This window comes from Treponema vincentii F0403 (assembly GCF_000412995.1).
GTDB lineage: Bacteria > Spirochaetota > Spirochaetia > Treponematales > Treponemataceae > Treponema > Treponema vincentii.
This window is the reverse complement of record NZ_KE332514.1, coordinates 22948-49607: the sequence shown is the minus strand read 5'-3', so window position 1 is coordinate 49607 and position 26660 is coordinate 22948. Positions and strand designations below refer to the sequence as shown.

At 46.9% G+C, this 26660-nt stretch carries 24 protein-coding genes, 3 tRNA genes and 2 pseudogenes; 19 read left to right on the top strand and 10 right to left on the bottom strand.

Annotated features, from left to right (window positions below; all coding sequences use genetic code 11):
* Window positions 1-20 precede the first annotated feature (20 nt).
* The 4 genes from flgK to csrA all read left to right on the top strand — a co-directional run bounded on the left by flgK (window position 21) and on the right by csrA (window position 4042).
* The gene (gene flgK, locus HMPREF1222_RS11830) at window positions 21-1898 is read left to right on the top strand and encodes a flagellar hook-associated protein FlgK (protein WP_016519579.1); all 1878 of its coding nucleotides are present in this window, start codon (window positions 21-23) and stop codon (window positions 1896-1898) included.
* 212 nt (window positions 1899-2110) lie between these two features.
* Window positions 2111-3355: a flagellar hook-associated protein 3 gene (locus HMPREF1222_RS11825; RefSeq protein WP_006188990.1), complete on the top strand. Its 1245-nt coding sequence runs from the start codon at window positions 2111-2113 to the stop codon at window positions 3353-3355.
* Window positions 3356-3380: 25 nt separating this feature from the next.
* Window positions 3381-3827 (top strand): flagellar assembly protein FliW, encoded by a 447-nt coding sequence (fliW, locus tag HMPREF1222_RS11820; RefSeq protein WP_006188991.1) that lies wholly within the window; start codon window positions 3381-3383, stop codon window positions 3825-3827.
* Entirely contained in the window at window positions 3821-4042 is a 222-nt protein-coding gene (gene csrA, locus HMPREF1222_RS11815; RefSeq protein WP_006188992.1) for a carbon storage regulator CsrA, read from the top strand. Before fliW ends, csrA begins: the two co-directional genes overlap by 7 nt.
* A gap of 119 nt (window positions 4043-4161) precedes the next feature.
* Here csrA and HMPREF1222_RS13210 read toward each other — a convergent pair whose 3' ends face one another.
* The 4 genes from HMPREF1222_RS13210 to tsaE all read right to left on the bottom strand — a co-directional run bounded on the left by HMPREF1222_RS13210 (window position 4162) and on the right by tsaE (window position 6313).
* On the bottom strand, window positions 4162-4800 hold the full coding sequence (locus HMPREF1222_RS13210) for an HD-GYP domain-containing protein (protein ID WP_244870178.1): 639 nt from the start codon (window positions 4798-4800) through the stop codon (window positions 4162-4164).
* A 107-nt stretch (window positions 4801-4907) separates the two neighbouring features.
* Window positions 4908-5192 carry a hypothetical protein gene (locus HMPREF1222_RS13205; RefSeq protein ID WP_016519577.1) on the bottom strand — a complete coding sequence of 95 codons (285 nt, stop codon included), beginning with the start codon at window positions 5190-5192 and terminating at the stop codon, window positions 4908-4910.
* 3 nt (window positions 5193-5195) lie between these two features.
* Window positions 5196-5861 (bottom strand): tRNA (adenosine(37)-N6)-threonylcarbamoyltransferase complex dimerization subunit type 1 TsaB, encoded by a 666-nt coding sequence (gene tsaB / locus HMPREF1222_RS11800; protein ID WP_016519576.1) that lies wholly within the window; start codon window positions 5859-5861, stop codon window positions 5196-5198.
* Complete coding sequence (tsaE, locus tag HMPREF1222_RS11795) at window positions 5858-6313, bottom strand: tRNA (adenosine(37)-N6)-threonylcarbamoyltransferase complex ATPase subunit type 1 TsaE (RefSeq protein ID WP_016519575.1); 456 nt, start codon at window positions 6311-6313, stop codon at window positions 5858-5860. Before tsaE ends, tsaB begins: the two co-directional genes overlap by 4 nt.
* Before the next feature lie 318 nt (window positions 6314-6631).
* On the opposite strand from tsaE, the gene HMPREF1222_RS11790 reads away from it, so the two are divergent.
* From HMPREF1222_RS11790 to HMPREF1222_RS11750, 9 genes are all read left to right on the top strand, one after another.
* Complete coding sequence (locus tag HMPREF1222_RS11790; protein WP_016519574.1) at window positions 6632-7360, top strand: RluA family pseudouridine synthase; 729 nt, start codon at window positions 6632-6634, stop codon at window positions 7358-7360.
* Window positions 7357-8241: an RsmB/NOP family class I SAM-dependent RNA methyltransferase gene (locus tag HMPREF1222_RS11785; protein ID WP_016519573.1), complete on the top strand. Its 885-nt coding sequence runs from the start codon at window positions 7357-7359 to the stop codon at window positions 8239-8241. Before HMPREF1222_RS11790 ends, HMPREF1222_RS11785 begins: the two co-directional genes overlap by 4 nt.
* A 117-nt stretch (window positions 8242-8358) precedes the next feature.
* Window positions 8359-9018 carry a tRNA (guanosine(46)-N7)-methyltransferase TrmB gene (gene trmB, locus HMPREF1222_RS11780; RefSeq protein ID WP_051122548.1) on the top strand — a complete coding sequence of 220 codons (660 nt, stop codon included), beginning with the start codon at window positions 8359-8361 and terminating at the stop codon, window positions 9016-9018.
* A 250-nt stretch (window positions 9019-9268) separates the two neighbouring features.
* Complete coding sequence (locus HMPREF1222_RS11775) at window positions 9269-9622, top strand: hypothetical protein (RefSeq protein ID WP_016519571.1); 354 nt, start codon at window positions 9269-9271, stop codon at window positions 9620-9622.
* A 9-nt stretch (window positions 9623-9631) separates the two neighbouring features.
* Complete coding sequence (locus HMPREF1222_RS11770; RefSeq protein ID WP_006189000.1) at window positions 9632-10006, top strand: chorismate mutase; 375 nt, start codon at window positions 9632-9634, stop codon at window positions 10004-10006.
* Window positions 10007-10077: 71 nt separating this feature from the next.
* Window positions 10078-11706, top strand: coding sequence for a glycogen synthase (locus tag HMPREF1222_RS11765; RefSeq protein WP_016519570.1), 1629 nt, complete (start codon window positions 10078-10080; stop codon window positions 11704-11706).
* A gap of 91 nt (window positions 11707-11797) precedes the next feature.
* Entirely contained in the window at window positions 11798-12181 is a 384-nt protein-coding gene (locus tag HMPREF1222_RS11760; protein ID WP_016519569.1) for a hypothetical protein, read from the top strand.
* A gap of 51 nt (window positions 12182-12232) precedes the next feature.
* Window positions 12233-13162, top strand: a complete 930-nt coding sequence (locus tag HMPREF1222_RS11755; protein ID WP_006189005.1) for a 2-oxo acid dehydrogenase subunit E2 — start codon at window positions 12233-12235, stop codon at window positions 13160-13162.
* Between the two features lie 100 nt (window positions 13163-13262).
* A tRNA-Phe gene (locus tag HMPREF1222_RS11750) sits at window positions 13263-13335 on the top strand.
* A gap of 391 nt (window positions 13336-13726) precedes the next feature.
* Here the strand turns inward: HMPREF1222_RS11750 and HMPREF1222_RS11745 are convergent.
* The 3 genes and pseudogenes from HMPREF1222_RS11745 to HMPREF1222_RS11735 all read right to left on the bottom strand — a co-directional run bounded on the left by HMPREF1222_RS11745 (window position 13727) and on the right by HMPREF1222_RS11735 (window position 14592).
* Window positions 13727-13808 (bottom strand) — tRNA-Tyr (locus tag HMPREF1222_RS11745).
* Window positions 13809-13817: 9 nt separating this feature from the next.
* Window positions 13818-13891: transfer RNA gene (locus tag HMPREF1222_RS11740), tRNA-Thr, on the bottom strand.
* Window positions 13892-14116: 225 nt separating this feature from the next.
* A pseudogene (locus tag HMPREF1222_RS11735) lies at window positions 14117-14592 on the bottom strand (flavodoxin).
* Window positions 14593-15270: 678 nt separating this feature from the next.
* Here HMPREF1222_RS11735 and HMPREF1222_RS11730 point away from each other — a divergent pair.
* Both HMPREF1222_RS11730 and HMPREF1222_RS11725 read left to right on the top strand, forming a co-directional pair.
* The gene (locus tag HMPREF1222_RS11730) at window positions 15271-15453 is read left to right on the top strand and encodes a hypothetical protein (RefSeq protein ID WP_038077291.1); all 183 of its coding nucleotides are present in this window, start codon (window positions 15271-15273) and stop codon (window positions 15451-15453) included.
* 85 nt (window positions 15454-15538) lie between these two features.
* Window positions 15539-18016: an ATP-dependent helicase gene (locus tag HMPREF1222_RS11725; RefSeq protein ID WP_016519567.1), complete on the top strand. Its 2478-nt coding sequence runs from the start codon at window positions 15539-15541 to the stop codon at window positions 18014-18016.
* A gap of 893 nt (window positions 18017-18909) precedes the next feature.
* On the opposite strand, the gene HMPREF1222_RS13365 is transcribed toward HMPREF1222_RS11725, so the two are convergent.
* The 3 genes and pseudogenes from HMPREF1222_RS13365 to HMPREF1222_RS11715 form a co-directional block, all read right to left on the bottom strand.
* The gene (locus HMPREF1222_RS13365; protein ID WP_342302614.1) at window positions 18910-19407 is read right to left on the bottom strand and encodes a methyltransferase family protein; all 498 of its coding nucleotides are present in this window, start codon (window positions 19405-19407) and stop codon (window positions 18910-18912) included.
* An 18-nt stretch (window positions 19408-19425) separates the two neighbouring features.
* Window positions 19426-19755: pseudogene (locus tag HMPREF1222_RS13360) on the bottom strand (nitrous oxide-stimulated promoter family protein); the annotation flags it as partial.
* Window positions 19756-19797: 42 nt separating this feature from the next.
* Window positions 19798-20745 carry a mechanosensitive ion channel family protein gene (locus HMPREF1222_RS11715; protein ID WP_016519564.1) on the bottom strand — a complete coding sequence of 316 codons (948 nt, stop codon included), beginning with the start codon at window positions 20743-20745 and terminating at the stop codon, window positions 19798-19800.
* 168 nt (window positions 20746-20913) lie between these two features.
* Here HMPREF1222_RS11715 and HMPREF1222_RS11710 point away from each other — a divergent pair, with 168 nt between their 5' ends.
* From HMPREF1222_RS11710 to HMPREF1222_RS12410, 4 genes are all read left to right on the top strand, one after another.
* Window positions 20914-21621 (top strand): HAD family hydrolase, encoded by a 708-nt coding sequence (locus tag HMPREF1222_RS11710; RefSeq protein WP_016519562.1) that lies wholly within the window; start codon window positions 20914-20916, stop codon window positions 21619-21621.
* A 114-nt stretch (window positions 21622-21735) separates the two neighbouring features.
* Complete coding sequence (locus HMPREF1222_RS11705; protein WP_016519561.1) at window positions 21736-23448, top strand: M3 family oligoendopeptidase; 1713 nt, start codon at window positions 21736-21738, stop codon at window positions 23446-23448.
* A 23-nt stretch (window positions 23449-23471) separates the two neighbouring features.
* Window positions 23472-23765: a hypothetical protein gene (locus HMPREF1222_RS11700; RefSeq protein ID WP_016519560.1), complete on the top strand. Its 294-nt coding sequence runs from the start codon at window positions 23472-23474 to the stop codon at window positions 23763-23765.
* 777 nt (window positions 23766-24542) lie between these two features.
* Window positions 24543-26660: InlB B-repeat-containing protein (locus tag HMPREF1222_RS12410; RefSeq protein WP_016519558.1), on the top strand; the 2118-nt coding region annotated here is incomplete at its 3' end.

Genomic DNA, 26660 nt, shown 5'->3' with positions numbered 1-26660 from the left:
AAGGGGGAGAAGGAAAAAAGATGTCTACATTTGCTTCGATAGAATTGGGAAAACGCAGTTTATTTGCACACCAGCAGTCCATTCAAACTGCCGGTCATAACATATCGAACTCATCCACGGAAGGATATACCCGCCAGCGTGTGCAGCTCGATTCTTACGAGCCGCTCTACCGTCCCGACCTTTCACGGGCGGAAACTCCCGGACAAATCGGACAGGGCGTTGCCGTCAGCTCCATTACCCGCCTGCGCGACGAGCTTTTGGATCAGCGGATTGTCGCCCAAACCGATCAGCAGGGCTATTGGGAAACGCGCGATTCCTACATCTATATGCTGGAACAGCTCTATAACGAACCGGAGGATACCTCGGTACGGACGCGGCTCGATCAGTTTTGGGATTCATGGCAGGAGCTGTCTGTCTATCCCGAATCAACGGCGGCGCGCAGTGCGGTCGCTACCCGCGCAAAAACGTTGACCGATTCCGTACATCATCAGTATCGGGGCTTGCAGGGTATTAGAGACATGATCAACGGCGACATCGAAGCGCGGGTCAAGCAGGTAAATTCTTTTACCCGACAGATTGCCGCGCTCAATGAAGAGATCGTGAAGGTCAAAGCGATGGGAGACAATCCCAACGACTTGATGGATAAGCGCGACGTATTAACCGAAAAGCTCGCCGACCTTATCTCCATCTCCGTAGAGAAGGTGGATGCCGACGAATCCTATATCATCTACTCGGACGGTATGGAGTTGGTGCAAGGACGGACATTCCGCACCTTCGGACTTGAAAGCGGCACCGCAAACGAAGGTTATGCCAATGTCGTTTGGGAAGATTCCGGCAACCTTGCGCACTTTACCGGAGGCAGACTCGCCGCCCTTATCGAACTGCGCGACGGAGATGTCCGTGACGAGATCAAGAAACTCGATACGATGGCGATGAACTTTGTCGATCTGGTGAACGACATCCACCGCAATGCGATGGGCTTAAACGGAAAAACCGGTATCGATTTTTTTAAAGAACAATATTTTATCAATAATACGGTCGGAAATTTTGACCGGAACGGCGACGGCGAATACGATTCTTCGTATATTTTCCGTTTAACCGGCGCATACAGCCTTGACCCGCGTGAACAGATCGGATTGGAAGGGACATTGACGCTTTCCGCAGGAACGGGGACGGTTCAAGTACCTTATGCTTCTACCGATATGGTCGCAGACCTCGTAGACCGCATTAACCGTTCCGGCGCCGAAGTGGTTGCCTATCTCGACCAAAACAACAAACTCGTGCTTAAGGGTACGGCGGCGGAAGATACGGGGAATCCCGACTTTGTTATCAGACACGTAGAGGATTCGGGACGCTTTTTAGCGGGATACGCCGGCGTGCTTACCGGAAGCGGCGCGGAAAACGCCTATGACTGGCAACAGCCCGATGCGGTGAACGTACTGTCGCAAGAAGGCGCCCAGTATGCGGTTTCCCCCATTGCGCACCCCTCCGGTTGGATGGAAATCAATCCGGTTGTCGTAAGCGATTTACAAAATATCGCCGCCGGTTACCCCAGTCCTGAAGGCATCCCCTACCCCGGAGACAACCGCGCCGCCGTCGCTATCGCAAAGATACGGAATACGCCGGTTATGGTGGGCAACACCCGCACCTTCGACGAATTCTTCGCCGAGGCGGTTACCGATATGGGCTTAAAGGGCGAACAGTCCGAGCTTGCGTTAAATACGCAAACCGCTATCGGTAAAGAGCTCCGCGATATGCGCGACTCGATTTCCGGCGTCAACATCGACGAAGAATTGGCGGACATTATTAAATTTCAGCACGGCTACAATGCGACGGCTCGTTTTGTCGCCGCAGTCAACGAGATGCTCGACACCGTGATTAACCGCCTCGGGGTCTAACCCACGGGCAAATGTATCAGGATGATGGGTATAACCCCACAGAATAAATGAGGTTGTTCAACCAGAGTTGAATCGCTTCGCGATTCAAATGGTTGCCCTACCTCATTTATTCTGCGACCATGCTTAGCTTTATCCTAATACATTTGCCCATTTTCCCTAAAAAAATGCATGAAATTTTGGACAAAATTTCATGCAAAAGGAAAGGAGTAAGTATGCAACGGATTAGTTCAAATATGCAGCATTCGGACAGCAGCTATTCGGTGCGGAGACAGGAAAGCAGGCTGCACAAGGTAAACAGTCAACTCAGCACGCAGCGGCGCATCCAGCAGCTCCGCGACGATCCTATCGCTGCCGGACATTCGGTGCGTTATAAATCGTTGCTTACCCGGCTTGACCGCTTTGAAAAAAACGCTAAAACACTTAACGATCAATATAAGGTTGCGGAGGCGCCGATGCAGAGCGCGCTCAGCATTATGCAGCGGCTCCGTGAGCTTTCCGTCGCGGGGGCTACCGGTACCTATACCGATTCGGATCTTAAAAAGATGGCGCCCGAAGTAGATGAGCTGTTATACGAGCTGGTACAAACGGCAAACAGCTTTAGCGCAGACGGCACTCGCCTTTTTGCCGGTACCAAGAGCTTTACCGAACCTTTTGAGGTTGTGATGGGCGACATAGACGGCGCGGGTTCCGCGGTGATTACCAATGTGCGCTATAACGGTTCCATCGATACCAAACAGGTGGAAAGCGATGAGCTTTCGTTTATGGATGCAAATCAGGCAGGAAACCGTGTTTTCTGGGCGGAGCGGCAAACGCTCTTTTCCGCAACCGATGCACGGAACTTTATTGTGCAGCAGGACAGCGCCATCGAGGTAGACGGGGTAACTATCCCGCTCATCGCAGGCGATAACGTCTATGCGATTATGTCAAAGATCAACAGTTCCGGCGCAGCGGTTAAAGCCTCGCTTGATCCGGTTACCAACGGCATGAACATCGAAACCACCGATGCCCGTCAGCTTTGGCTGCGCGATGCCGGAGAGGGAACGGTGTTATCATCGCTGGGACTGGTGAAACCGCAGCAGCGGCCACCGTACAATCTTGCCGATTCCGTGCGTGTGTCGGGCGGTTCGCTTTTTGATGCGGTAATCGCTATGCGCAACGCAATGTATGCGGGCGACCATGAATCGCTCGGCGGCAAAGTGCTCGGCAGCGTGGACGGGGCTATCGAAAACCTCACGGCGCGGCTTGCGGAAAACGGTTCCCGCTATGAGCGCGCGGAAGCGGCGCTCGCCCGCTTGAATATGCAGATACCCAATGTAACGGGGGCGGAATCGCGCGAGGCGGATTTGGATTTGACACAAGCTATTTCCGATCTTAAAATGTATGAGTATACTCATCAGGCATCGTTAAGCACGGTCGGCAATTTATATAAGAATACGCTGCTCAATTACTTGAGATAGCGCACGTGAGAAAGGAAGTTTCGGTATGGAAATAAAAACAAAGGCTTTGGGTACGGTTACGATTGAAGAGGATCAAATCATCACCCTGTCTGAAGGTTTTTACGGATTTAAGAAATATCACCGCTTTGCATTGCTCGATGCAAAGCAAAAGCCCTTTATCTGGGTTCAGTCGCTTGACGATCCGCAGCTTGCATTTATCGCCATCGATCCCTTTATCTTCCGTCCCGATTATGAGCTGGATATCGATGACGCGTTACTTGAGCCGCTCGGCATTGAATCGCCTTCCGACGTACTGGTATTTGCGTTGGTAACCGTTCCGTCGGACGGGTCGGCAATTACGGCCAATTTGCAGGGACCGCTTATCATCAATAAAAAGAATAAGAAAGCAATGCAGCTGGTTATCGGCGGGGAAAAATGGAAGACCAAGCATGATATTGTCGCCGAAATGAAACGCGGAGGTGCGTCATGCTAATTCTTTCCCGAAAAACAAATCAAAAAATCCGCGTCGGCGATTCAATAGAAATTACCGTGATTGAAGTACGGGGAGACCAGGTAAAAATCGGTGTCGAAGCCCCCCGCTCCGTCAAGGTATTCCGCGAAGAAATTTACGACGAAATCCAGCGTGAAAACAAAGCGGCGCTCGCTACCGGCAACATCGACTCCCTTGCTCAGCTTGGGTTAAAGTAGAAAAGCTGCCGGTATCCGTTTAGGAGCAGTGCTTAACAGCAAGAGTTCTTTGAGCTCGATTACTGAAAACACTGTTCTCTAAACATCACTAAAAAACCGTTAAAGCCTATACCGCGCCGTTACACCGCTTCGGAAGCGGCTTCTCCCGAATGCTCCTGTTCATCTTTCAGAGTTTGCCACACCCTATCAAACGCATGGTGAATCTTTTTAAAATGCGTTACCAATAGCGGGTCGAAATGTTTTCCTGCATTATCAAAAATATATTGCACCGTTTCGTCATGAGACAAACTTTCTTTATAAGGACGCTTCATGCGCAGCGCATCATAGACATCGGCTATGGCTACAATTCGCGCGGAAAGAGGGATCATCTCCCCTTCCAGTTTAAACGGATATCCGCTGCCGTCCCACCGTTCGTGATGGCTTAACGTTATTTCCTTTGCCATCGCGATAGGATAGGATGACACAATGAGCGCTCCGTTTATCGTATGTTCCTTCATAACTTCCCATTCAATACCGGTCAGTTTACTCTGTTTTTGTAGAATATAATCGGGCGTACCGATTTTACCTATATCATGAATAGCAGCCAAAAAGGAAATATTATCAACAAAATCCGGTGTAATTTGCGGATATTGATGAAGCGAAAACAGATATTCGGCAAACTCTTGACAATAATAATTGAGCCGTTCTGCATGGTTTCCGGTATCGTTATCTTTCAGCATTGAAGCTTGCAACAAACCGTTCAGCATCAATTTGTACATTCCGGTCTGCTCTGCTGTTACATCTTCAATAATTACCCAATATCCAAGCAGGCAACGGTTTGCCTTGTCAAAAATAGGATGAAATCGCACTCTTGTATACAGCGTTTTTAGCGTGTGTGATTTATGTACCATATTACCGATCCATGACCAACCTTTTTCCGGCGACCGTATACTTTCAAAAAAGGCTTTTTCTCCAATGTGTAATAACCCGAAAATAATGTATACACGCTCTTGGTCATGTGGCGTATAACTAAATTACTGTCAAGAATCATAGTAGGAATGCTTCCCGCATTTGTTAATTCAGCGAGTTCGTGAAAATAAGCCTGCTGTCCTTCTGCTGTCCTCTCGCCTGTAATTCGGGGCTTCTGTCCGGATGATATACTTTTTTCCATAACTTAATCCTTTTCCGCATCGCTCTTCCGAATATACTGAGGCCCCGCATAGTCTGCAGCATTCTTCAGTACATTACCGTACTTTTGCATATACGTTATCATCGAATATGCAAAAGAGAGGGGATCCGCCTCAATAAACCGAAAGCGGATACTACTTTGTGAAATTGCGTCCGTATGTTTGAATGCAGACGTTCCGTAGCCGGTAACCAGCCATTCTTCGTTTTCCGAAAAGTACGGGAGCAAATCTACCGCCGTTTTGTCAAAAGCCTCCGTTACCGGCGCTCCGTTTTTAAAAAGTTGGGCATAAAAGCGTTCTCGTTTTGCGTCTATCACTACGGCAATATTTCCGTTCCACGCCTCATACTGCGATGCGATGCATGGGAGCGTTGGAATGGGGATAAAGCAGCAATTGCCGCTTAGCTGTAATGCTTTTGCCGTCGCAAATCCAAGTCGCAAACCGGTAAAAGAACCCGGCCCTTCGGGCGCTAATACCGTTTCCGTATCGGCAGCAGTAAACCCTGCAGCTGTTACGGCCGCATCGATAAGGGGAAGCAGCCGTTCCGCATGGGATGGACCGTTGCCGGTAAAAGATTGTGTAACCAAACCGTTCGGCCCTTGAGCCGCAACGGAAAGAGTCGAAGAGAGGGTATCTATTGCGAGTATATTCATGGTGCTACCTCATATTCGGTTAAGCTGTCCGTTTGATACGGCCAGTTTATGATAGTAATTGTTCTGCTTGAATCTTCTTCAGCCTTGATATGAATAAGGATGGTACGCGCCGGCAATTCCGACAGGACTTTTTCACTCCATTCGATAATACAAACGCCTTGACCGTACAGCATATCTTCAACGCCGAGGTCTAAAAAATCTTCCGGAGAGTTTAGCCGATATACGTCAACATGATAAAGCGGAAGGCGGCCGTAATATTCCGATATGATAGTGAAGGTTGGACTGGTAACGGCTTCGGAAATATCAAGCCCTTGCGCAATGCCCTTTGTCAGCTGCGTTTTTCCGGCTGCGAGTGTTCCTTGTAATGCAAGAACATCGCCGGCATGAAGCAAACGGCCTAAAGCCCGTCCAAAATTGATAGTCTCGTCTACTGTTTTCGTTCTGTATATCATATCAGCCCTAACTTTTTATTTAGTAACTAAAGAAAACATCTTTCGTAATAGTTACAACTATGAATATACTATTCCGAAATCCGCTCTTTGTATAGGCCGTCAGCAACAGTAAAACAACGGATAGGCGTCCCTAAAAAATAATTTAATATCAATAATTTTGCACCCGATGGGGGGGGGGGGGGGGGGTACTCTATAAAAAAATATACTTTTCATAATATCTTCTCCTCTGAAATTACCATAGCACTCGTATATGGGTTTGTCAAGTATCTTGTATAGGAAGAAAAAAATAACTATAATGTATCTTTATTGTTTTGAATTATGTGTAAAGAAAGTCCCCGTATCTATTTTGAAGATGATTACTGCGCTGTTGTGTATAAGCTAAACGGAGAAAACGCCCAAACGTTTTTTACACCGCTTTTTCCTCATAAACCGTTTATCGCTCCGGTTAATAGGCTGGATACTCCCGTATCGGGGATTATGCTGCTGGCTTTTTCCGCACAAGCACAAACGCTGCTTTCCCAAGCTTTTAAAATCGGTTCGGTAGAAAAAGAATATTGGGCAATATGCGAACGGACTGCGGCAGATACCACCGAGGAGGAGCCGGGTATCCACCGATTGGAGCATTGGCTCGGCTTCCGGAATAAAACGCAAAAGGCCTTTATCGGCGCAAAGCCTACCGGCATATCAAAGCCTGACAAAACCGAAAAACGGAATGATACAGCAACGCTTAAAAAAGCCGTTTTATATTGGACATTGTGCGGAAAAGGCGATCGGTACGATTTTATCCGTATCAGTCCGGAAACGGGGCGCACGCACCAGATTAGGGTACAGATGGCGGCCGCCGGACATCCCATCAAGGGAGACTTAAAATACGGCGCGCGGCGCAGCGAAACGGGGGGCGGCATACGCCTGCATTCCTACAAGCTGTCGTTTATCCATCCGGTTACGCATCAAAACATCACCGTTGAAGCGCCGCCCATGCAGGGAGACAACCTCTGGCAGGCCTGTACGGCAGCCTGTCTTGCAAATACGGAGCGGCGGCCATGAAGCGGGTAAAACAGACAAGCGGCGCAGAGGCCTTCGAAGCGTACTATGCAGCCCTTTTCGGCAACCGCTGGCCGGCACTTCGGGAGGCGCTCCTCAAAGAGACACGGCCGGTTGCTTTTTCAGTGCGCAGCGGAAAGCCGTACTATCTTGACCAGGCGAGTATCTATGCGGCGCAGGCGCTTCCGCCGCTCGACGAGGGCAGCTACTTGGACATGTGCGCCGCTCCGGGCGGTAAGACGCTGGTACTCGCTTCCGGTATGGGGCAGGAAGCGCACATACAAGCAAATGAACTGTCGCGCTCACGCCGTGCACGCCTGCTGACCGTGCTCGCGGAGCACCTGCCGCCGGACATTAGCACCCGCATCGAAGTTACCGGCTATGACGCCGCTACTCTCCCCCGCTACCGGCAGGCCTGCTGCGACCGCATTTTGCTGGATGCACCTTGTTCTTCGGAGCGCCACGTGATAACCGATACGAAATACCTTGCCTGCTGGACACCTGCACGGGTTAAAATGCTGGCACAGCGGCAGTGGGCGCTCCTTTCGGCGGCCTTTCTTTTGCTGAAACCCGGCGGCTTTTTAGTATACGCAACGTGCGCACTTGCCGATGCGGAAAACGACGGCGTCGTACAAAAGCTATTGAAAAAATACGGTAAAGAAGCCGCCATCCATAGCGGTACCGCAGCAACGGAATTTAGCGCGGCAAATTCCGAAACAGCCGGCAAAAACAGCACACCGCTGATGCTCGGCGAAAAAACGCTGTTCGGCTGCCGGTTTTTACCCGATACCTGCGGGGGAGCAGGTCCCTTGTATTTTTCGCTTATAGAAAAAATCAACAACCCCGACGCAAGCGTCGGGGTATTAAACCCTCCGCACGAATAAACCGAGAGAAGGAATAGTATGATAGCAGAGCAAACAGAACACATTGAATCAACCGATGCAGCCGGTACCCCACCGAAGGGGCGCCCCATTAGAACCTTTGTATTGCGGAAAGGACGGATAACCGAAGCCCAAAAAAAGGCTTACGCGGAATATGCGCCGCGCTGGTGCATCCCCTACGGAACGCAACAACTTTCTTTTACGGAACTGTTTGCAAACGATCATCCGGTTATCATCGAAATAGGATTCGGCATGGGCGTTGCAACAGCCGAAATCGCGGCACAGCATCCCGAAATCAACTATATCGGCATTGAAGTTTTTCAAGCGGGGGTTGGGAAGCTTTTGAATGAAATCGAACGGCGCGGCCTTAAAAATATCCGCATTATCGAACATGACGCTATCGAAGTATTGGAAAATATGATCCCCGATGCATCTATTGTAGGATTCCATATTTTTTTCCCGGATCCGTGGCAAAAGAAAAAGCATCATAAGCGGCGACTGCTCCGCCGTCCCAGAACCGACTTGCTGACCAAAAAGATGCAGAAAAACGGCTACCTCTATATGGTAACCGATTGGTACGACTATGCGGAGGACGCCTTTACCGAACTTTCGGCCACCGAAGGGCTGTGCTCAAAATATGAAGGATTCGCCCCGCCGCAATCATGGCGCCCCAAGACCAAATTCGAGCAAAAAGGCCTCAACAAGGCACACCCAATCACCGAACTGATGTTTATCCGACCTGCACACGACAGGGTAAACGCGCATCAGGCCGTTTTTTAGTAGCCCCGCAGAATAAGTGAGTCTATTCAACCAGAGTTGAACCGCTCTGCAGTTCAAATGGTCTCATAGCCTCACTTATTCTGCGCTTTTTATTTACTCTGCCTGATGCGTTTACCCGTCTGCTAGGAAAAGGTGCGAAATTTTAGGAAAAATTTCGCACAAAAAGAATGCACCGCTAAAAATATTTTTAATGCAGTTGCCCTGTCGATACCTTGCATGTTCAAATAGGACAAGTTATACTCTATCATCGATGGCACCTCAAACAGTCCGAAAACAAGTTACTATTCGTTTTTTGCATAGAACAGTGCTCTTTCTCTTTACCGTTCTCATTGCCTTGTTTGTATTATTTGTTTTAGGGAATATTCAAAATTTTTTGGATTCGAGCCAGATTATTATTCTGCAATTTCTTATCGGCGTCGGCGTTTTACTATTTTTGTTCGCCGTTTTTGCATTTTTATTTGAAATCCGCTATACTATCCACTTGAGGAAGCTCTATTACCTCGGTCATTGCATTATCAGTGTTATCGCCTGTATATTCGGGCTGGCAACCGCAATTGCAGCCGCTGTTATTCTTTTGCTTTCAAACGGTCTTAATCCGGCATAAGGAACTACAATGCTCTTTTGGAAAAAATTATACGCCGGGCGAGCTGCCGTATGTGCCCAAAACACACAGGAACACATTAAAACAGCCGTCGTTTCCGCGTATACACGCTTTTTGGAACTCAATAAATTACATGAAAAAGATATCGTCTCCCTGCAATTTTCGGTTACATCCGACATAACGGCGGCAAATCCTGCAACCTTATTGCGCTCCGCCGGTTTTGCTTCTGCAACTGTGCTATTCTGCAGTACGGAACCGAATATAGACCATAGTCCTCGCGGCATCATCCGCTTCCTTTTTTACTACTATGGGAAAAAGAAACCCGAACCGGTTTACTTAAACGGAGCGGAAAAACTTCGGCCTGATCTGTTTAATCACACAGCATGACGGGCAGTTCTCAAAATGAAAGCTTGTAGAGCTTCCCTCACTACATTTTTCTTTAAAGGTATTCATTTTTTATGAGCAGCAAAGAAAAGAACATATCGGTATGGATGGTCAGCCGCGAATATGCCGGTTTTGCAGAAGCCGGTGGTGTAAAAAATGTTGTAAAGTCATTAGCCGAGGCGGCCGCCGAATACGGATGTTCCGTTACGGTATTCTTACCCCGTTACGGTAACAACCCCGAACATCTTGATAACTGTATATGCGAAACTGCGATCCGTGTCGGCGATATAACGTATACGGTACGGTACTTTGAGCTTTTTAGGAAAAACATCCGTTTTATCTTTATCGATTCCGGTATTTTCACCGAAAAAAGAGATATTTATACATATTGTACCGAGGAACTCGACTATTTCAGAAAAAAACTGCATCGCCCCGATCTCAAAAAAGGGGACGGATACATAGACAGCCATGAAATGAACGTATTATTTCAAAAAGCAATCTATTGTTACGGATTACGGCGGCATACCGCTCCGCAGGTACTGCATTGCCATGATGCGCATACAGCTCTCCTTCCGGCATTTATCTCCGCCCGTTTTACGGGAAGACGCCTTTTCCGGCATACACGTGCGCTTATTACCATACATAATGCAGGCGACGGCTATCGGCAAACCCTTTATTCGTTTGAATATGCAGCTCATTTAACCGATCTTCCCCGGAAGGTATTGGAATACGGCAAAATCGATTATACCGTTGAACCGTTCCTTGTCGGCTCAGCTTATGCAGCTTTGACGACGGTTTCGCCGTGGTATGCACAACAGCTGGTTTCTCCAGAACAGTCGCCGTATTCCTACCGTTTTTCGCAAATACTCGCTCAAAAACATATTCATATTACCGGCATTACCAACGGCATCGATTTTGCGGCCTACGACCCCGGAAATACCGATTGTTCGGGACTTCCATTTACATTCGATATACAACAAGAACATTTTGAAGGGAAGTACGCCTGCCGTGCGTTTTTACTCGACATGCTGCAAAAAAGAGCTTGTGCGGAGCCCATGTACGGCGGCATACAGCAGTTCGGGACTATGAATACACAAGAAAGCGGCAAGCCCCTTTATCTGATGTACCACGGCCGGCTCGTTCGGCAAAAAGGAGTCGATGTGCTGCTAAGAGCAATCCCGCATATATTGGAACGTTCCCCTACCCTGCGGTTTATCGTAATGGGGCAAGGGAATCCCGAACTTGAAGCTGAAGCGGTTGAACTTGCCGCCGCGCTGCCCGGAAAATTCGTTTATTGTAAGGGATACAACCGAAAAGCAGCTCGCCTCATCACTGCGGCTGCCGACTTTATTGTTTTACCCAGCTTATTTGAACCCTGCGGTTTGGAAGATCTTATTGCGCAAGTTTACGGTACTATCCCGATTGCCAACGCCCAAGGAGGCTTACAAAAAATCATCGATGGAAAAACAGGCTTCCTATATACAATACCCAACGGCGAAGAACAAAACACCGGTCTCCATATCCGTACTTTGACGGAAGCCGTGCTGAAGCAAGCAGAACGTTTTTTTACGAGCGATAAGACGCATCTTAGCGAAATCCCGTATTTTAAAGATATAATTTTACGGGCATATACCGCACTCCATAAGAAATTTTCATGGAAACATATTTTTGCCGAGCAGTATCTTAAAATCTATTTTCCGTAGATGTAATTTGCACGAATAATTTTTTTTCTTGTTATTGAAAGCCCCTCATTTTATGCCGATATAAAAAGAGAGAAGCGGTAACAAGGGAAAAATGGAAAAAAGAATTATTATCGATTTTTTAAATGATCATTGGGAGGAATTTGCAGCTTTATTAACGGAAGCAGCAGATACAGCCGCCGCCCGTATATTTGTGGAGCATTTTCCCGATGACTTTTATGAATTTGCTGTTTTACTTTCGAAAATACTCTCCACATATCGGACACAATGTCCTGATACCCGATTACCGCCGGCGTCCCACACGGACACAAAGGGGCTATTGGAAAGGGCACAGCAATTCCGGAAAAACGATTCTCCGGATGCAGATGGAAGCCATTCTTCTATCATTGTTAAAAACGGACTTTTTGTGATTCAACCGCAAGAATACACCGAAGCATTGGATACCTCTTTTAAAAAACTGGTCGATTCAGTCCTCTAGCAAAAAATTGCAATTTATGAATAATAAATATCTTTAGTGAGAAATATAAAAATGGCAACACAGAAACCTGAACAAAACCTTAAGAAAACAGTAGGCTCCGCCTCAATTAAACGGCGCTTTGGCGATAGGACCGAAGGCCGACGTATCCGTTCGATAGACCCGATGACGGTTGTAGCTCCTTTTATTATGCCGTCCAGAATCGGTGCCCAAAATTTATTCCAAGACAGTATCAATGTAGCGGCAATTGAGCATTTTGTGCATAAAAAAAGAGCGGAAGGCCTTATCGGTTTCGGAATCATGCACGTAGTAATTGCTGCGTATGTGCGGACAATATCCCAGCGGCCGGGTATTAATCGATTTTTGAGCGGCTTAAGGCTTTATGCCCGGCATAACATAGAAGTTGTGATGGCTATCAAGAAAGAAATGACGCTGGAAGCCGAAGAAACTATGATGAAGTTTTTCTTTGACCGGAGTACAACCGTTACCGATGTGTATACAAAGATGACACACCAAATAGAAGAATACCGCAATACACGAAAAGAGAAAGAAAGCGCTTTTGATAAAATCGCACGACAACTCGGATTTATGCCGAACTTTCAGTTACGGGCGGTGGTCGCCTTTCTGAATTGGCTCGACTTTCATAATTTGCTGCCCGAACGGCTCAGACTGCTTAGTCCATTTCACTGTTCCGTAGTTTTTTCTTCGATGGGCTCGATCGGAATTAAACCGATATTCCACCATTTATATGATTTTGGGAATGCCCCTGTGTTTATCACTTTCAGCGCAATGAGGAGATCGCAAGAAATTGCGCGGGACGGCACCGTTACCAATATACGGAACCTTGACCTCACTGTTACGACCGACGAGCGCATTTGCGACGGATTTTACTATGCATCCGCTTTCCATGAATTGCATAAATACCTTGAAAATCCCGAACTACTTGAGCAACCGCCCGAACAGATTATCTATGACATCGAATAGCCTATTTATTCTGCGGGGAGATTCAAAAACATCCGATACACTTGCACGGAAACGGCTTGACACATATTAAAAAATCGGATATAAACTATTCATTGTTTTTGCCGTTGTAGCTCAGTCGGTAGAGCAAAGGACTGAAAATCCTTGTGTCGACAGTTCGATTCTGTCCGACGGCATTTTCTTATTTTTCTATTGTTTATCGATTTGCCTTTTCTTAACTTTAATTGCTTATTATAAATAACAGCCTCTACCGTTTATTTTTAGTCTTTATCCTTCAATACAAAGCAGGCATATACTTCAATATATATTATATTACTTATATATTATATTACTTTTTCTCCCTCGTATTTTTTCAACATCGTATTCTAAAGGATAAATCGATAAGTTTTAATTTTCAATTTGAAGAGTACTGTATTTTGGAAAGTGCTATATCATGATATTTTGAAAAATTCGTATATTGAGCAATGTAACGATATCAGTTATTCAGCATATAAGAAAAGTAACCAAAAAATGAAAACCGGCGAACCTCAGCTGCTCATTCGCCTCTATTTATTTTGAAATAAAAAATGGGGAGACAAGGATTCGAACCTTGGAAGGCGGAGCCAACAGATTTACAGTCTGCCCCCTTTGACCGCTCGGGAATCTCCCCATATCGATGAGCCAACTTAGGGATTCGAACCCTAGACCCCGAGATTACAAATCACGTGCTCTGGCCAGCTGAGCTAAGTTGGCATAAATATGGAATGTATCATATAGGTTTCTTTATAGTATGTCAAGTATGAAAGCGGATCATTTATCGATATAACATATTTTTGTCTCTGCATTAAGAATAAATAACTAACCGAGCTCCTTTCGCTTCGGAAAGTCATCCTGACGCCGCCCATCTATGCATCATATCATAAGACAAAGAAAGCCTCCTGATGACAATCCGAAAACGCAATATCTTTCGGCCGATATTTAGAACTGTGCAGCCCACCCGGCTAAGGAAGCTTTGTTTTGGCGTCCGTTCAAAAGCTTACCTTCGATAATTTTTGCATTCGGGGCACTTGGCTGCAAATTTTGTACCGCCTTGCCGAAACCGCTCTCTCCTGATGTAGCAAAGAGAACGATTTTTTTTTACCGCTAAAATCATAGCGTTCAAGAAAGGTATTGATAATCGTTAGGGCGATATACCACCAAATCGGAAATCCGATAAAGATCACATCGTAATCGGCAATATGAGCATCGGTGTCCGTAATTGCGGGGCGGGAAGATTTATCGTTCATCTCAACAGAGCTGCGCGATTTTTTATTCATCCAGTCCAAATCGGCATTTGTGTATGGAACTGCCGGCGTAATTTCGTACAAATCCGCCCCCGCAGCTTCCGCCAATGTACGGGCAGCCTGAGCCGTTACTCCCGACGCGCTGAAAAAAGCCACTAATTTCTTAGCCATAGTTACCTCCTGCTGGGTAAACGCATCAGTCTATTTTTTACAACCACGCAAAATCAGGAGACCGTTCAAGCAGAGTTGAACCTCTTCGCAGTTCAAATGCTTGTCCAACCTCCTGATTTTGCGTTTCTTATGTATTCTGTCTGGTACATTTACTCTTCTTTCTAAAACCAATATACAAGTTAAAGTATAGTTTAAGTCAAAGAGGGCGATGCGTTTATATACGGAGGAATCCATATCATCCGCTGTCAAAATTTGTAAACCTATGGTATAATACTTCTCATAGTGCCTGTTATCCAATCATACATATTACAGTTCCCATTTAGCATATTTCCGGTACGGTATCACGTGAATGGACTACCTCTAGCAAACACGCCAATAAACGCATATAATAATCTCTCATATTTTTTCCACGCGGTGTTTCAGTCAGAACACAGCAGCTCAGGAACAATAGTTACCTGCGTTCTGCCGTGAAAAAATATGAGATAATCCAGTGCCGAGTTGGAGGAAGCTCTATATTGCCCGGAAAAGCGGGATCGATTCCCAACTGCAAATCACGCAGAGTATAGTAATGCCAGACTCTGGAAAGAGGCACCACAACAATACGGAATACCTGTTCCGGCAGTCTGCTGCAAAAGCAGCCGATGAGTCGGCGCTTTTGCAGGATGCTTTCTATCCGGTATGCAGCTCCTTAGGGCTCTCGCGTATTCAGGTAGGGAACATTCAATTCGGACGGCAAAGAACTTTGTATTGCTGCAGATACCGGAATGTATACGGCAGGCGCTAAAGAGCGGCGAGCTTCCGCTTCCTATTTTGAAAGGAAATCGGCAGCTACCGGAACCGAAGCGCCGCAGCGTTCCTTAAACAGCGATCCGTCCTTTAACGGTAGGTCAGATTTTGGATCAGCTCAAAGAACTGCTGATCGGGAATTTAGGAAAAAAGTAAATAAATGGAAGAAACGTGCAAATATCTCTCGGTGTTAAATCCTGAACAGCTGGAGGCAGTGTGCCATACCGGTTCCCCGCTGCTGATTCTGGCGGGCGCAGGGTCGGGAAAAACGCGGGTTATTACGACGAAAATTGCGTGGCTCATTGCGGAACAGGGCGTACGCCCCGAATCGATTTTAGCGGTTACCTTTACCAACAAGGCCGCCCGGGAAATGGCGGAGCGGGCACGTGTGCTCGATGAGCGTACTGCACGGTCGGTTATCCGTACTTTTCACTCCTTCGGGGCGTGGATGCTGCGCCGCTATGCCGAATGGGCGGGGCTTTCTCCGAATTTTACGATTTATGATGATGAAGATTCCGTCACGCTGCTGATGAAGGCGCTGCCCCAGCTGAATAAGCAGGAGGCGCAGGGCTTTATGCGGAAAATATCCCGTGCCAAGGACTATTGCCTTTTGCCCGACAGCCCGCAGCTTATCACGATTGACCCTGCGCCGGAGTTTGCAACAATTTACCGTACCTATCAGCAGCGTCTCCGCGAAACCGGGAATGCCGACTTCGGCGACCTTATCATGCTGCCGGTTCGGCTGCTGCAGGAGCATTCCGCCATTGCCCGTCAGCTCCATAACCGCTTTAAGGTGATTTTGGTAGACGAGTATCAGGATTCAAACGATGCGCAATTCCGGCTGCTGCGGGAGCTGACCGGCGAGGACACCTACGTATGTGTTGTCGGCGATGATGATCAGTCCATCTACCGGTTCCGCGGCGCCGAGGTGCAGAATATTCTTACCTTTGACCGCCAATTTCCGCACACAAAGATTATCCGGCTGGTGCGGAACTACCGGTCGTACGAACCGATCCTGCGCGTCGCCGGTTCTATCGTGTCCCGCAACGAGGGAAGGCTCGGTAAAATGCTGATTGCGGAGCGCGGAACAAGCGGACAAAAACCTCATCTCTACTATTTACCCTCTCAGGATGCGGAGGCGGAGCTCTGCGTGCAGCTCGTTAAAAGAGCCGTGCGGGCGGGTGGTTCCTACTCCGATTGGGCAATCCTCTACCGCACCAACGCGCAATCGCTCAGTTTTGAAACAGCCTTTTTGCACGAAAAAATTCCGCACAAGGTTGTCGGCACGCTCAAGTTCTACGAACGCGAAGAAATTAAGGATGCGCTTGCGCTTTTGGCGCTTATCGCCAACGGCCGCGACGAAATCGCATTCCGCCGCATGGTGAATAAACCCGCGCGGGGCATCGGCGAAACCACGCAGAATAAGCTGGTTGCTTATGCCCGCGCCGCGCTTTTAGGAGCAGTATCATCCGCCGATTCACTTGCAAACACAGATACTCTTGTCTTTGCAGGTTCGCCGAAACAGGACGGCGGGGCTACTCAACAGGAGCTTACCCTGTTGCAGACCGATGCCGCTCAAACCTCGCAGCCGAATGATGTACCGCAGATACAGCCTGCTGTCGCTCAAACCCCGCAGCAACAAGCCGACTACATCACCGTGCTGATCGAGGCGGGATCAAAACTTTCAATTTCCAAAAAAGCGAGCACGGCGCTGCGGGAATTTTTGAATACGCTGTACGCGCTCCGCAGCCTCCTTGCCGAATGCAGCGCTGCAGACGAAACCGCCGCACAAGCTAATACCGATACCGATGACATAAACGGCACTTCCGCGGAAACTGATACAGATACGGCAGCAACAGCGAGAGCCGCCGATGCAGCTGCACCCGCTGCGGCAACCGGCTCATCAGCCCGCAGCGCAAAGCTCTTACCGGGGCAGGGGCTCGCAGCATTTGTGCTCACCGTCATCGAGCAAAGCGGTTTAGGCACCTTCCACCGGAACCAAGACGAGGTGATGGGCACGCAGAAAACGGCGAACCTGCAGGAACTTGCCAATACGGCCTCCCTATACCCGTGCTCGGCTGCGGGGCTGACGTCCTTCTTAGAACACATCGAACTTGACCGCAGTCTTGCGGAAACCGATGCCGGTGCCGATGCCGTGCAGCTCATCACCATCCATAATACCAAGGGGCTTGAGTTCCGCAATGTGATTATCACCGGGCTCGAAAACGGTATCTTTCCGCGCAACGATACAATCGGTGAAGATATGGAAGAAGAACGCAGGTTAATGTACGTTGCCTGCACCCGTGCAAAAGATGCGCTGTATATGACCAGCTGCGCTGCGCGGCGGATGTACGGCAAGCTTTCGTTTATGGAGCCGAGCCGATTCTTAGCGGAAATCGACGGAGATTTAGTCGATGTTGCAGGACAGCCCGTAGCGGGTTTTATCTCCCCCGCCGACGAGGAAGCCGCACTGTGGAAGTGCGGGCAACGGCTCTTTCATGACGACTACGGCTACGGCTATATCGTGCAGTCCCGGCAAAGCGGCGGAGAATTGGTTATCACCGTCCAGTTTGAAACCGGCGCCCAAAAACGCTTTTTTCCCGCCTATCAGAAAAGTCAGCTTCTCCGCGTCGACTAGACCTTTTGCAAATATACGGGGCATCTACTGCGTTGCTGCGCACAAATAAATGCTCAACGTACAGCAAGTACGTTTCTGCTTTATTTTTGCTCGCGCCTTGTATCTGCACCGTCTCTTTGCAAAAGCGCTGGAGGTGTGTGCATCTACTGCGTTGCTTAATACGCACGGCATCCGTGCCAACGTTTAAGCGGCAATGCCGCTTAAACTTGCAAGTTTTGCCCCCGGCAAAACGTTGCTTCTGAAAATGCTCAACATATCAGAACGCCCAAGGACGGGCGTGGTTGCACGCAGTAGCGAGATTTGAGCGCCGGTCAAATCTCGTCGTTGAGCAGTGTACACGGAAGTACACTGCTCAACAGCGCCATGGACGGCGGTGGTTCTACGCAGCAGCGTGTTTGCGCAGCAAACACGTAGGGGCTGTCCAAAAACTTCAGTTTTTGGACAGTTTCCTTAGATTTAGATGCGATGTTTAAAATTAAGTCATTACTGTATAGTGACTTAATTTTAAACTCGCGGGGATGTCGAAAAAGTAACCAACTTTTGAGACATCCCCGTGCCTGCGGGTGTTTTTTGTACGCTCCTAGCATCTATACCGTCTCTTTGCAAAAGCGCTGGAAGAGGGCGCATCTACTTCGTGCTGCACAAAAATATTGGGAATACAATAATGCATTTCTTTTAAGAAATTGACTAAAAAGGTCGGCGTTCCGTACTGTACCGGTAGCTGTTAATTTCTTTATATAACAAAGCCCCTAAGCAACGCTATGGGGACTGTACATTCCTTCCTCTGCCGAATGGAACATTTCGGTTTCAAAGTTTATTGCCAACGCTGTCTGTGAGATTCCGCACATACCGGCAGTTTCCGCGAAATATTCATACTATGAGTATAATAGGGATTATTTAGTCTTCCATGGGATAAAACGATTGACCCGTTTGCAATATGCTGCATATTCATTGCCGAATCGTTTGGAAAGCCATTGCTCTTCCGTCAGCTTCATAAATATGGTGAGGTATAACCAAAAGAGCGGCGGTAACATTAATAGATACCAATTCCGACAAAACAACAACGCGCCGGTACAGATAAATAAAAAAGCGGAATAAATCGGGTTACGCACGAGAGCATAAATACCATCGGTTACAAGCTGATTCGATTTTATCTTGGTGTCGATGCGAGAACCGAATACCGCAGCGCACCACAGTACGATACCGCCAACCATACACAAAATTCCTACAATTATAAAAAGGATCGGAAGGATTGCACCATGCACGTTTCCACCGGTAAATATACCAAATGCTACCGATATAATACCGGCAACGGTAAACGCAATCATAATTGCAACACACACCGGACCAACACCGGTTACCGGGAGATGTTCTTGTTCGGTTATTTTCATAGAAGAGCGCTCCTTTTTGCTCCTGATAGTACCGATAAGATGCTGCAAACTTAAAATCGGATGACGAAACAATATACGCGGGCCGCTATAGCGCATGACCGCACGAATTTGCCGCCGCATTTCCGGCTTGTAGCAATGTACGGGACAAACGTTACAAAACGGTTTTTCATGCTTGCCACGGTATCGGCATTGTTCAATTTGTTTATGTGTATATGCCTTTAATGACTCTATGTCCGGTACCGCTGCCTCAATAACTTCCATATCAGACTTTGAAGAATCATACCGATGCGCCGTTGCATAGAGATCGATCATCGAATCAACTAAGCGCACTTCATCTTCTACCGTCATCTTATGCATATCGGTACCTCATTGTTGCGTAATCGGAACAATTTATTCGCACGAAGCGTTTACGACTTCGATGCTCTGCCTTTGGGAATTCGATTGCTCACATTCGGGTACTGTTATCGTTTGGTTCCCTTTTATATGAATGTCGAGCTGTTGGAAAGGTATCTCAATATTTTCTTGCTTAAGCCTTTCATCTATTTCGACAAACAGTGAATTACGTAAATTTACAAAGTCTTCGATTTTTGTCCATGCCATAAGAGTCAAATCAATACTTGAAGTTGAAAAACTTGTCCAAAGAATTGATGGCGCAGGATCATCAATAATAAATGCATTATTTTTTGCAACGGATACAAGTATTTGCTCCAGCTTTCTTAAATCAGTACCGTAAGCGACACCCAATTCCGTCTTAACCCGTCTATACGGAAACTGAGAATAATTTATCAGGTTTGCTTTTATTATCGTCTCATTTGGAATTCTGACGTATTGACTGTCAAATGTTTTTAGGATAACCGACAATAAATTAATCGATTGCACCGTGCCGATAGTTCCTTCAACTTCAATGACGTCGTTTATTCTAAATGCTCGTTCGGTTATAACAAATAATCCGGAAATAATATTCGATATTGAAGTTTGAGCTGCAAAGCCTATTGCGACACCGGCAATTCCCGCAGCACCAAGGAGGGCCCTGATGTCTATCCCCAACCGATGAAAAGCCGTCAGCACCATAACGGCAAAACCTGCGTATCTGATACCTTTATCAATTATATGCTGTATTTGCAATGAACATTTTTTTACCGTGATTTTTTTTACGATAGAATTCAGTATTTTAAAAAAGAGAGAGATAACAGAAAGAATAAAAACAAATTGTATAATACCAAATATTTTTGCCGATATGATTTCGTTATTTTTAAAAGAATCTATAAAAGTGCTTAAGCTATTCATGGGCGACAGTTTAACATAGTTATAAAAAAAAATAAAGACAACGCTCATCATCGTTATTTCACCGGTGCTTTCACGGCATAATCAACGGCAAGAGCACCGGTTTGAAAATCCGAAGCCCGTACTTGATACCGAACATGTTTCGAATCTTCATCCATTATCCTGCCTTCAAAGTCACGTATATGATTCACTTTTACGACTCGATTCTGTATACTCATAATTATGATGAAAGCATGTATTTTTGATTTGGATGGTACATTGACCGATACCGTTCGTACGCTCGCTTATTTTGTCAACGCCGAAACAGCAAAGCACGGATTTCCCCCTGCGCCGGCGGAACAGTTTAAGTATTTTGCGGGAAACGGCGCACGGACATTGATTCATCGGGTATTGGCATATCACGGCGTTACGGATGCAGTGTTGGAAGATATGATTTTACAGGATTACAATGCGGCCTATGATGCCGATTTTTTATACTTGTGTACCTTATATGACGGCATTGCCGAGATGATTACAGCGTTGCGTAATCAAGGTGTCCAGCTGGCGGTTCTTTCGAATAAACCGCAGCCGACTACTCAAAAAATCATCAAAGCTTTTTTTGATGCGGGAACTTTTTCTGTTGTTTTCGGTCAACGGGAAGGCGTTCCGCTTAAGCCTGATCCCACCAGCGTATTTGAGATTTTAGACCTTTTACATCTCAAAAAAGAAGAATGCCTCTACATCGGAGACACTGCCGTAGACATACAGACTGGAAAAAGCGCGGGGTTGACTACCGTCGGTGTACTGTGGGGATTCCGCGACCGTGCCGAATTGGAAGGAGCCGGCGCAACGCATATTATCACAAAGCCGTCGGAGCTGTTGCCGTTTATAACCGGAATATTGAATACTCATAATGCCGGCTCAACTATAGCAGAAATGACAAATAATTAAAAATCCATTTTTTAGACTTGTTGTAATCGCACACAGAATTTCCGATGCTGTCCTAAATACAAGCCTTATGCTATAATCGCTCCGCACAATTTTATCAGAAGCAGAGGAGCATATATGAATACACCGGAAATGAAGCAGTTTACCGACCTTCCCTACACGCGCCCCGATATGGAGGCATTAAAAACGGCATTTAAAAAAGCGGAACAGCAATTTGAAGCGGCACATTCGGCGACAGAGCAAATCGCTCTTATCGATGAAGTACAAAAGCTCAAATCTCACTATCAGACTATGCAGACCCTTGCGGAAATACGGCACAGTATCGACACTCGTGATGCTTTTTATGACGCCGAAAATACGTTTTTTGATGAATCAAATCCGTTTTATATCGAAATGACCAATAGCTTTAACAAAAAGCTGCTTGCATCATCCTTCCGTAAAGAGCTGGAAACAGAACTCGGGACGCATATCTTCGCAATGACCGAACTTGATATGAAGGTGTTTTCTCCCTCTATTATGGAAGATTTAGCGGAAGAAAACAAACTTACCAGCAGTTACGATAAACTGATCGCTTCGGCCGAAATCGAATTTGCAGGAGAGAAACGTACGCTCGCACAGCTGACTCCTTTTATGCAAAACCAAGACCGTGCAACACGGAAAAAAGCGGCAAAAGCCTACTACGGTTTTTTTGCGGGGCACGAAGCAGAATTCGATTCCATCTATGATAATTTAGTCAAAGTGCGTACCCGCATCGCAAAAAAACTCGGATACAAAAACTTCGTGCAGCTCGGATATGACCGGATGGGCAGAACCGACTACAATGCCGAGATGGTTGCTGCCTATCGGAACCAAATCTACCGCGAGATTGTGCCGATAACCGTGAACTTACGAAAACGGCAGGCAAAGCGGTTGGGGTTGGAACGGCTGTACTACTATGATGAACCGCTTGAATATACCACCGGCAATGCGATTCCCCACGGCAATCCCGATTGGATTTTGGCGAATGCTAAAAAGATGTATGCGGAACTTTCTCCCGAAACCGATGAATTTTTTACTTTCATGACCTCACATCAGATGCTCGATGTACTTGCGAAAAAAGGAAAGGCAGCAGGCGGTTATTGTACCACAATTCCCGATTACAAGGCACCGTTTATTTTTGCCAACTTTAACAATACACAGCACGATGTTGAAGTAATGACCCATGAAGCAGGGCACGCATTCCAAGCCTATCAGAGCCGTAATGCCCGTCTGCTGGAATACGTATGGCCGACGTATGAAGCATGCGAAATTCACTCGATGAGTATGGAATTCTTTACATGGCCGTGGATGAATCTGTTTTTTGAAGAGCAAACCGATAAATTCCGCTTTACTCACCTTTCGGGCGCGCTTCTGTTTTTACCCTACGGCGTTACGGTAGACGAGTTTCAACACTGGGTATATGAGCACCCCGAAGCAAGCCCCGCAGAACGAAAAGCCGCATGGCGTACCATTGAAAAAAAATATCTGCCCGAACGAAATTACGACGATAACGATTTCTTAAACCGCGGCGGGTATTGGATGCGCCAAGGACATATCTTCAGTACGCCGTTTTATTATATCGATTACACGCTTGCTCAAGTATGCGCATTGCAATTCTGGGCAAAAAGCCTTTCTAACCGAAAAACGGCATGGGCGGATTACCTTCGCCTCTGTAAAGCAGGCGGCTGCGACTCATTCCTCCGCCTGGTGGAACTGGCAAACCTCAAAAACCCCTTTAAAGAGGGATGTATTGCTTCTGTTGTTCCGGCGTGTACGGGGTGGCTTAATAGCATTAACGACTCTGCCTTTTGAAAATATCCTTTTGCAAATATACGGTGCATCATAAAAAGTGTACACGGACGTGCACTTTTTATGATGCGACAACGCAGATATGCTGCATATTTGCAAAAGAGGATGTAATAAATATCTTAATAGCCGAATACGATTATGCAACCGATATAGCGGTACAACGGGCAGAAGAACGAAAAATTGCATACACTGAAGGTAAATCACTTGGTCTTGCTGAAGGTAGAGTTGAAACAGCACGACGTATGAAACAAGAGAACTACGAAATCTTGTTGATAGAAAAAATAACCGGTCTTAGCAAAGAAGAGATAGACAATCTGTAAGAGAATGCTTGCAATGCAAAAAACCATGCGCTACAATAATTTGTAATCCATAATTCATAATTATGAATTATTTTTCCTCTTGCATTCCCCTGCTTTAGCCCCTATAATATTACCTATGCCGAGCCAAAATACCGCATACCCGCAGTACCAACCGCCTCTCGCTAAAATGCACCCTTTAGTGCCGGGGCAACTGCTTCCTATTAGCCTTTTGAAAATATGCGAAGCAGATGCTAGGAGCCTAGCCGAAATAAAGCGGAAGCGTATCGGGTATACGTTGAGCATTTATTTCGGTGTAGCAACAACGCAGATGCCCGCATATTTTCAAAAGGGGCTTGACACGCGCGTAGTCGGCGGCATAATTCTCACAGCTCACAGCTCACAGCTCACAGCTCACAGCTCACAGCTCACAGCTCACAGCTCACAGCTCACAGCTCACAGCTCACAGCTCACAGCTCACAGCTAGGGGCAGTCAGTGCCCTCATAAACGGGCAACTCTTTTCCACACACATACTTATTTTTCCTCATACTCTTTTGCAGGCAGCAAAAGCAGCATTTTATTTTCTCATCATAGGGACAGCCGGCGGTATCCGCATCTGTCTCTTTTGCGCAGTAGCGCTACGACAGCGTTCTTGCAAATACTTCATCAACAAAGTTTTGTACCGAACCGTGAGCATTGCACGGTTGCATACCTTTTTAGTTGGCACGATGTGTACCGTATTCCGCCAAGGATGGCAGATATGAATATACGATATATTTTTATTAAAAGGAGGAATGAGCATGAAAAGGACTCATTCATGGAACAAGGGCGTACTGCTCTTGAGCCGGTTCGCAGGAGCGCTGCTCCTTGCGGCGTTTGCCGTAAGCTGTAAGCAGAATGTAGATACACCGAAGACGAAAACGTTTTCGGTAACATTTAGTACAAATGCAAAAGAATACGGCACGCTCACCGCAACACTTGATGATAGGCCTTTTACCGGCGGAAACGTAGCAGCGGGTAAAACCGTTACGTTTACGGCACAGGCGAACGCCGGTTATGAAGTAGAGCGGTGGACGGTTAACGGCACTGCGGTAGCGAATAACACAACCGCTTCTTATAGCCACAAGGTAACGGCGAAGGCAGATGTAAAAGTATTCTTTAAGGCAGCGGGGAACACGAAGTATACGGTACGGCATCTGCAGGAAGGGGTTGACGGCACGTATACTAAAGGTGAAGAAGAACCCAAAACGGGAACAACGGGTAAAAACACGGAAGCAACGGCAAAAACATATACAGGTTTTATAACACCGGCTACGGTTGACCAAAAACCGATAGCAGCGGACGGTTCTACCGTTATTGAAATTAAGTATGCAAGAAAAGAAATCACGCTTACATTTAATCTTGCAGGCGGTGCTATCGACGGCAAGAGTGATCCGGTTGTCCGAAAGGGAAAATATGGAGCAGAGGTAAAAGACCTACCCGAACCGTCAAAGCTTAAAAGGACGGGCTATACCTTTAGCGGCTGGAACCCTGAACTGCCTGAAACATTCCCTGCGGAAGATGCGTCTTATACCGCACAGTGGGCAAGGGAAGGTGATTACACCATCACCTACAATCTCAACGATGGAACGGATAACGGCGGAAACCCTGCTTCTTATAATGTAGAAACGGCAACCATCACATTAAAGCCCGCAGGAAGAACAGGCTATAAATTTAAAGGCTGGTACTCAAACGCGGCTTGTACCGGTACTTCTGTTGAGAAAATCGAAAAAGGCAGCACGGGCAACAAAGTGTTTTGGGCAAAGTGGGAGCCGAAGACAGACACGAAGTATACGGTAAAGCACTTCAAAGAGAAGGTAACTGGTGGATATGATGGAGTACAAGCAGAAATAGAAACCTTAGCCGGAACCACGGGTAAAAACACAGCGGCAACGGCAAAAACCTATACAGGGTTTATAACACCAACTGTTGATCAAAAACCGATAGCAGCGGACGGCTCTACCGTCATTGAAATTAAGTATGTAAGAAAAGAAATCACGCTTACGTTCAATCTTGCCGGGGGCAACATTGACGGCAAGAGTGATCCGGTTGTCCGAAAGGGAAAATATGAAGCAACGGTAACAAAGCCTGCCGCTCCGAAAAAGGACGGCTATACGTTTAGCGGCTGGAACCCTGGACTGCCTGAAACGTTCCCTGTGGAAGATGCGACTTATACCGCACAGTGGACAAAGCTGCATTTTGTTACCTTCACAGTAGAGGGTACGCCGCCCAACGGCACACTCACTGCAACACTTGATGGAAAGGCAATAGACACAGGTGCAATGGTAGCAGAAGGGAAAATCGTTGAGTTTACAGCAAACGACAATGATTATGCGGTAGAAAACTGGACCGTAACACCTCCAGCTGCACGTATCGCAGGTGGACAGCCGGGAGAAAGTACCGCAAAAGTTAAAATCACTGCTGCTACAACGGTAAAAGTAACTTTTAGCCCTTATAAAAAAGTTGCTTTTGAGAAATTGGATGAATACCTTAAAACAGCAAACGCTGCATCCGACGGCATATACTACATTGAAGTTACCGATCTTACAGCTTCCGATGTAAAAGGCGTAGATTGGAGTGATCCAAGTCCGCTCGGAATGATCCTGAAAAGTAACGCATCTAAAAAAGTTGCACTTAAATTAGGAGCTATAGCCGGTCTTACGGATATGAGCCACTGCTTTCCCGACTGCAAAAATCTTACGCAAGTGCCGATGATACCGAATGGCGTTACGAATATGCGCTACTGCTTTTTCCGCTGCGAAAATCTTACGCAAGCGCCGGTGATACCGGATAAGGTTACGGATATGAACAGCTGCTTTTACGGCTGCACAAGCCTTACGCAAGCGCCGGTCATACCAAGCAGCGTTACGGATATGCGC

Bases quoted from the DNA above. Each gene is read 5' to 3' on its own strand.
- flgK (WP_016519579.1), top strand. From the start codon at position 21: ATGTCTACATTTGCTTCGATAGAATTGGGAAAACGCAGTTTATTTGCA.
- HMPREF1222_RS11825 (WP_006188990.1), top strand. From the start codon at position 2,111: ATGCAACGGATTAGTTCAAATATGCAGCATTCGGACAGCAGCTATTCG.
- fliW (WP_006188991.1), top strand. From the start codon at position 3,381: ATGGAAATAAAAACAAAGGCTTTGGGTACGGTTACGATTGAAGAGGAT.
- csrA (WP_006188992.1), top strand. From the start codon at position 3,821: ATGCTAATTCTTTCCCGAAAAACAAATCAAAAAATCCGCGTCGGCGAT.
- HMPREF1222_RS13210 (WP_244870178.1), bottom strand. From the start codon at position 4,800: ATGTACAAATTGATGCTGAACGGTTTGTTGCAAGCTTCAATGCTGAAA.
- HMPREF1222_RS13205 (WP_016519577.1), bottom strand. From the start codon at position 5,192: ATGGAAAAAAGTATATCATCCGGACAGAAGCCCCGAATTACAGGCGAG.
- tsaB (WP_016519576.1), bottom strand. From the start codon at position 5,861: ATGAATATACTCGCAATAGATACCCTCTCTTCGACTCTTTCCGTTGCG.
- tsaE (WP_016519575.1), bottom strand. From the start codon at position 6,313: ATGATATACAGAACGAAAACAGTAGACGAGACTATCAATTTTGGACGG.
- HMPREF1222_RS11790 (WP_016519574.1), top strand. From the start codon at position 6,632: ATGTGTAAAGAAAGTCCCCGTATCTATTTTGAAGATGATTACTGCGCT.
- HMPREF1222_RS11785 (WP_016519573.1), top strand. From the start codon at position 7,357: ATGAAGCGGGTAAAACAGACAAGCGGCGCAGAGGCCTTCGAAGCGTAC.
- HMPREF1222_RS11775 (WP_016519571.1), top strand. From the start codon at position 9,269: ATGGCACCTCAAACAGTCCGAAAACAAGTTACTATTCGTTTTTTGCAT.
- HMPREF1222_RS11770 (WP_006189000.1), top strand. From the start codon at position 9,632: ATGCTCTTTTGGAAAAAATTATACGCCGGGCGAGCTGCCGTATGTGCC.
- HMPREF1222_RS11765 (WP_016519570.1), top strand. From the start codon at position 10,078: ATGAGCAGCAAAGAAAAGAACATATCGGTATGGATGGTCAGCCGCGAA.
- HMPREF1222_RS11760 (WP_016519569.1), top strand. From the start codon at position 11,798: ATGGAAAAAAGAATTATTATCGATTTTTTAAATGATCATTGGGAGGAA.
- HMPREF1222_RS11755 (WP_006189005.1), top strand. From the start codon at position 12,233: ATGGCAACACAGAAACCTGAACAAAACCTTAAGAAAACAGTAGGCTCC.
- HMPREF1222_RS11730 (WP_038077291.1), top strand. From the start codon at position 15,271: ATGCAGCTCCTTAGGGCTCTCGCGTATTCAGGTAGGGAACATTCAATT.
- HMPREF1222_RS11725 (WP_016519567.1), top strand. From the start codon at position 15,539: ATGGAAGAAACGTGCAAATATCTCTCGGTGTTAAATCCTGAACAGCTG.
- HMPREF1222_RS13365 (WP_342302614.1), bottom strand. From the start codon at position 19,407: ATGAAAATAACCGAACAAGAACATCTCCCGGTAACCGGTGTTGGTCCG.
- HMPREF1222_RS11715 (WP_016519564.1), bottom strand. From the start codon at position 20,745: ATGATGAGCGTTGTCTTTATTTTTTTTTATAACTATGTTAAACTGTCG.
- HMPREF1222_RS11710 (WP_016519562.1), top strand. From the start codon at position 20,914: ATGATGAAAGCATGTATTTTTGATTTGGATGGTACATTGACCGATACC.
- HMPREF1222_RS11705 (WP_016519561.1), top strand. From the start codon at position 21,736: ATGAATACACCGGAAATGAAGCAGTTTACCGACCTTCCCTACACGCGC.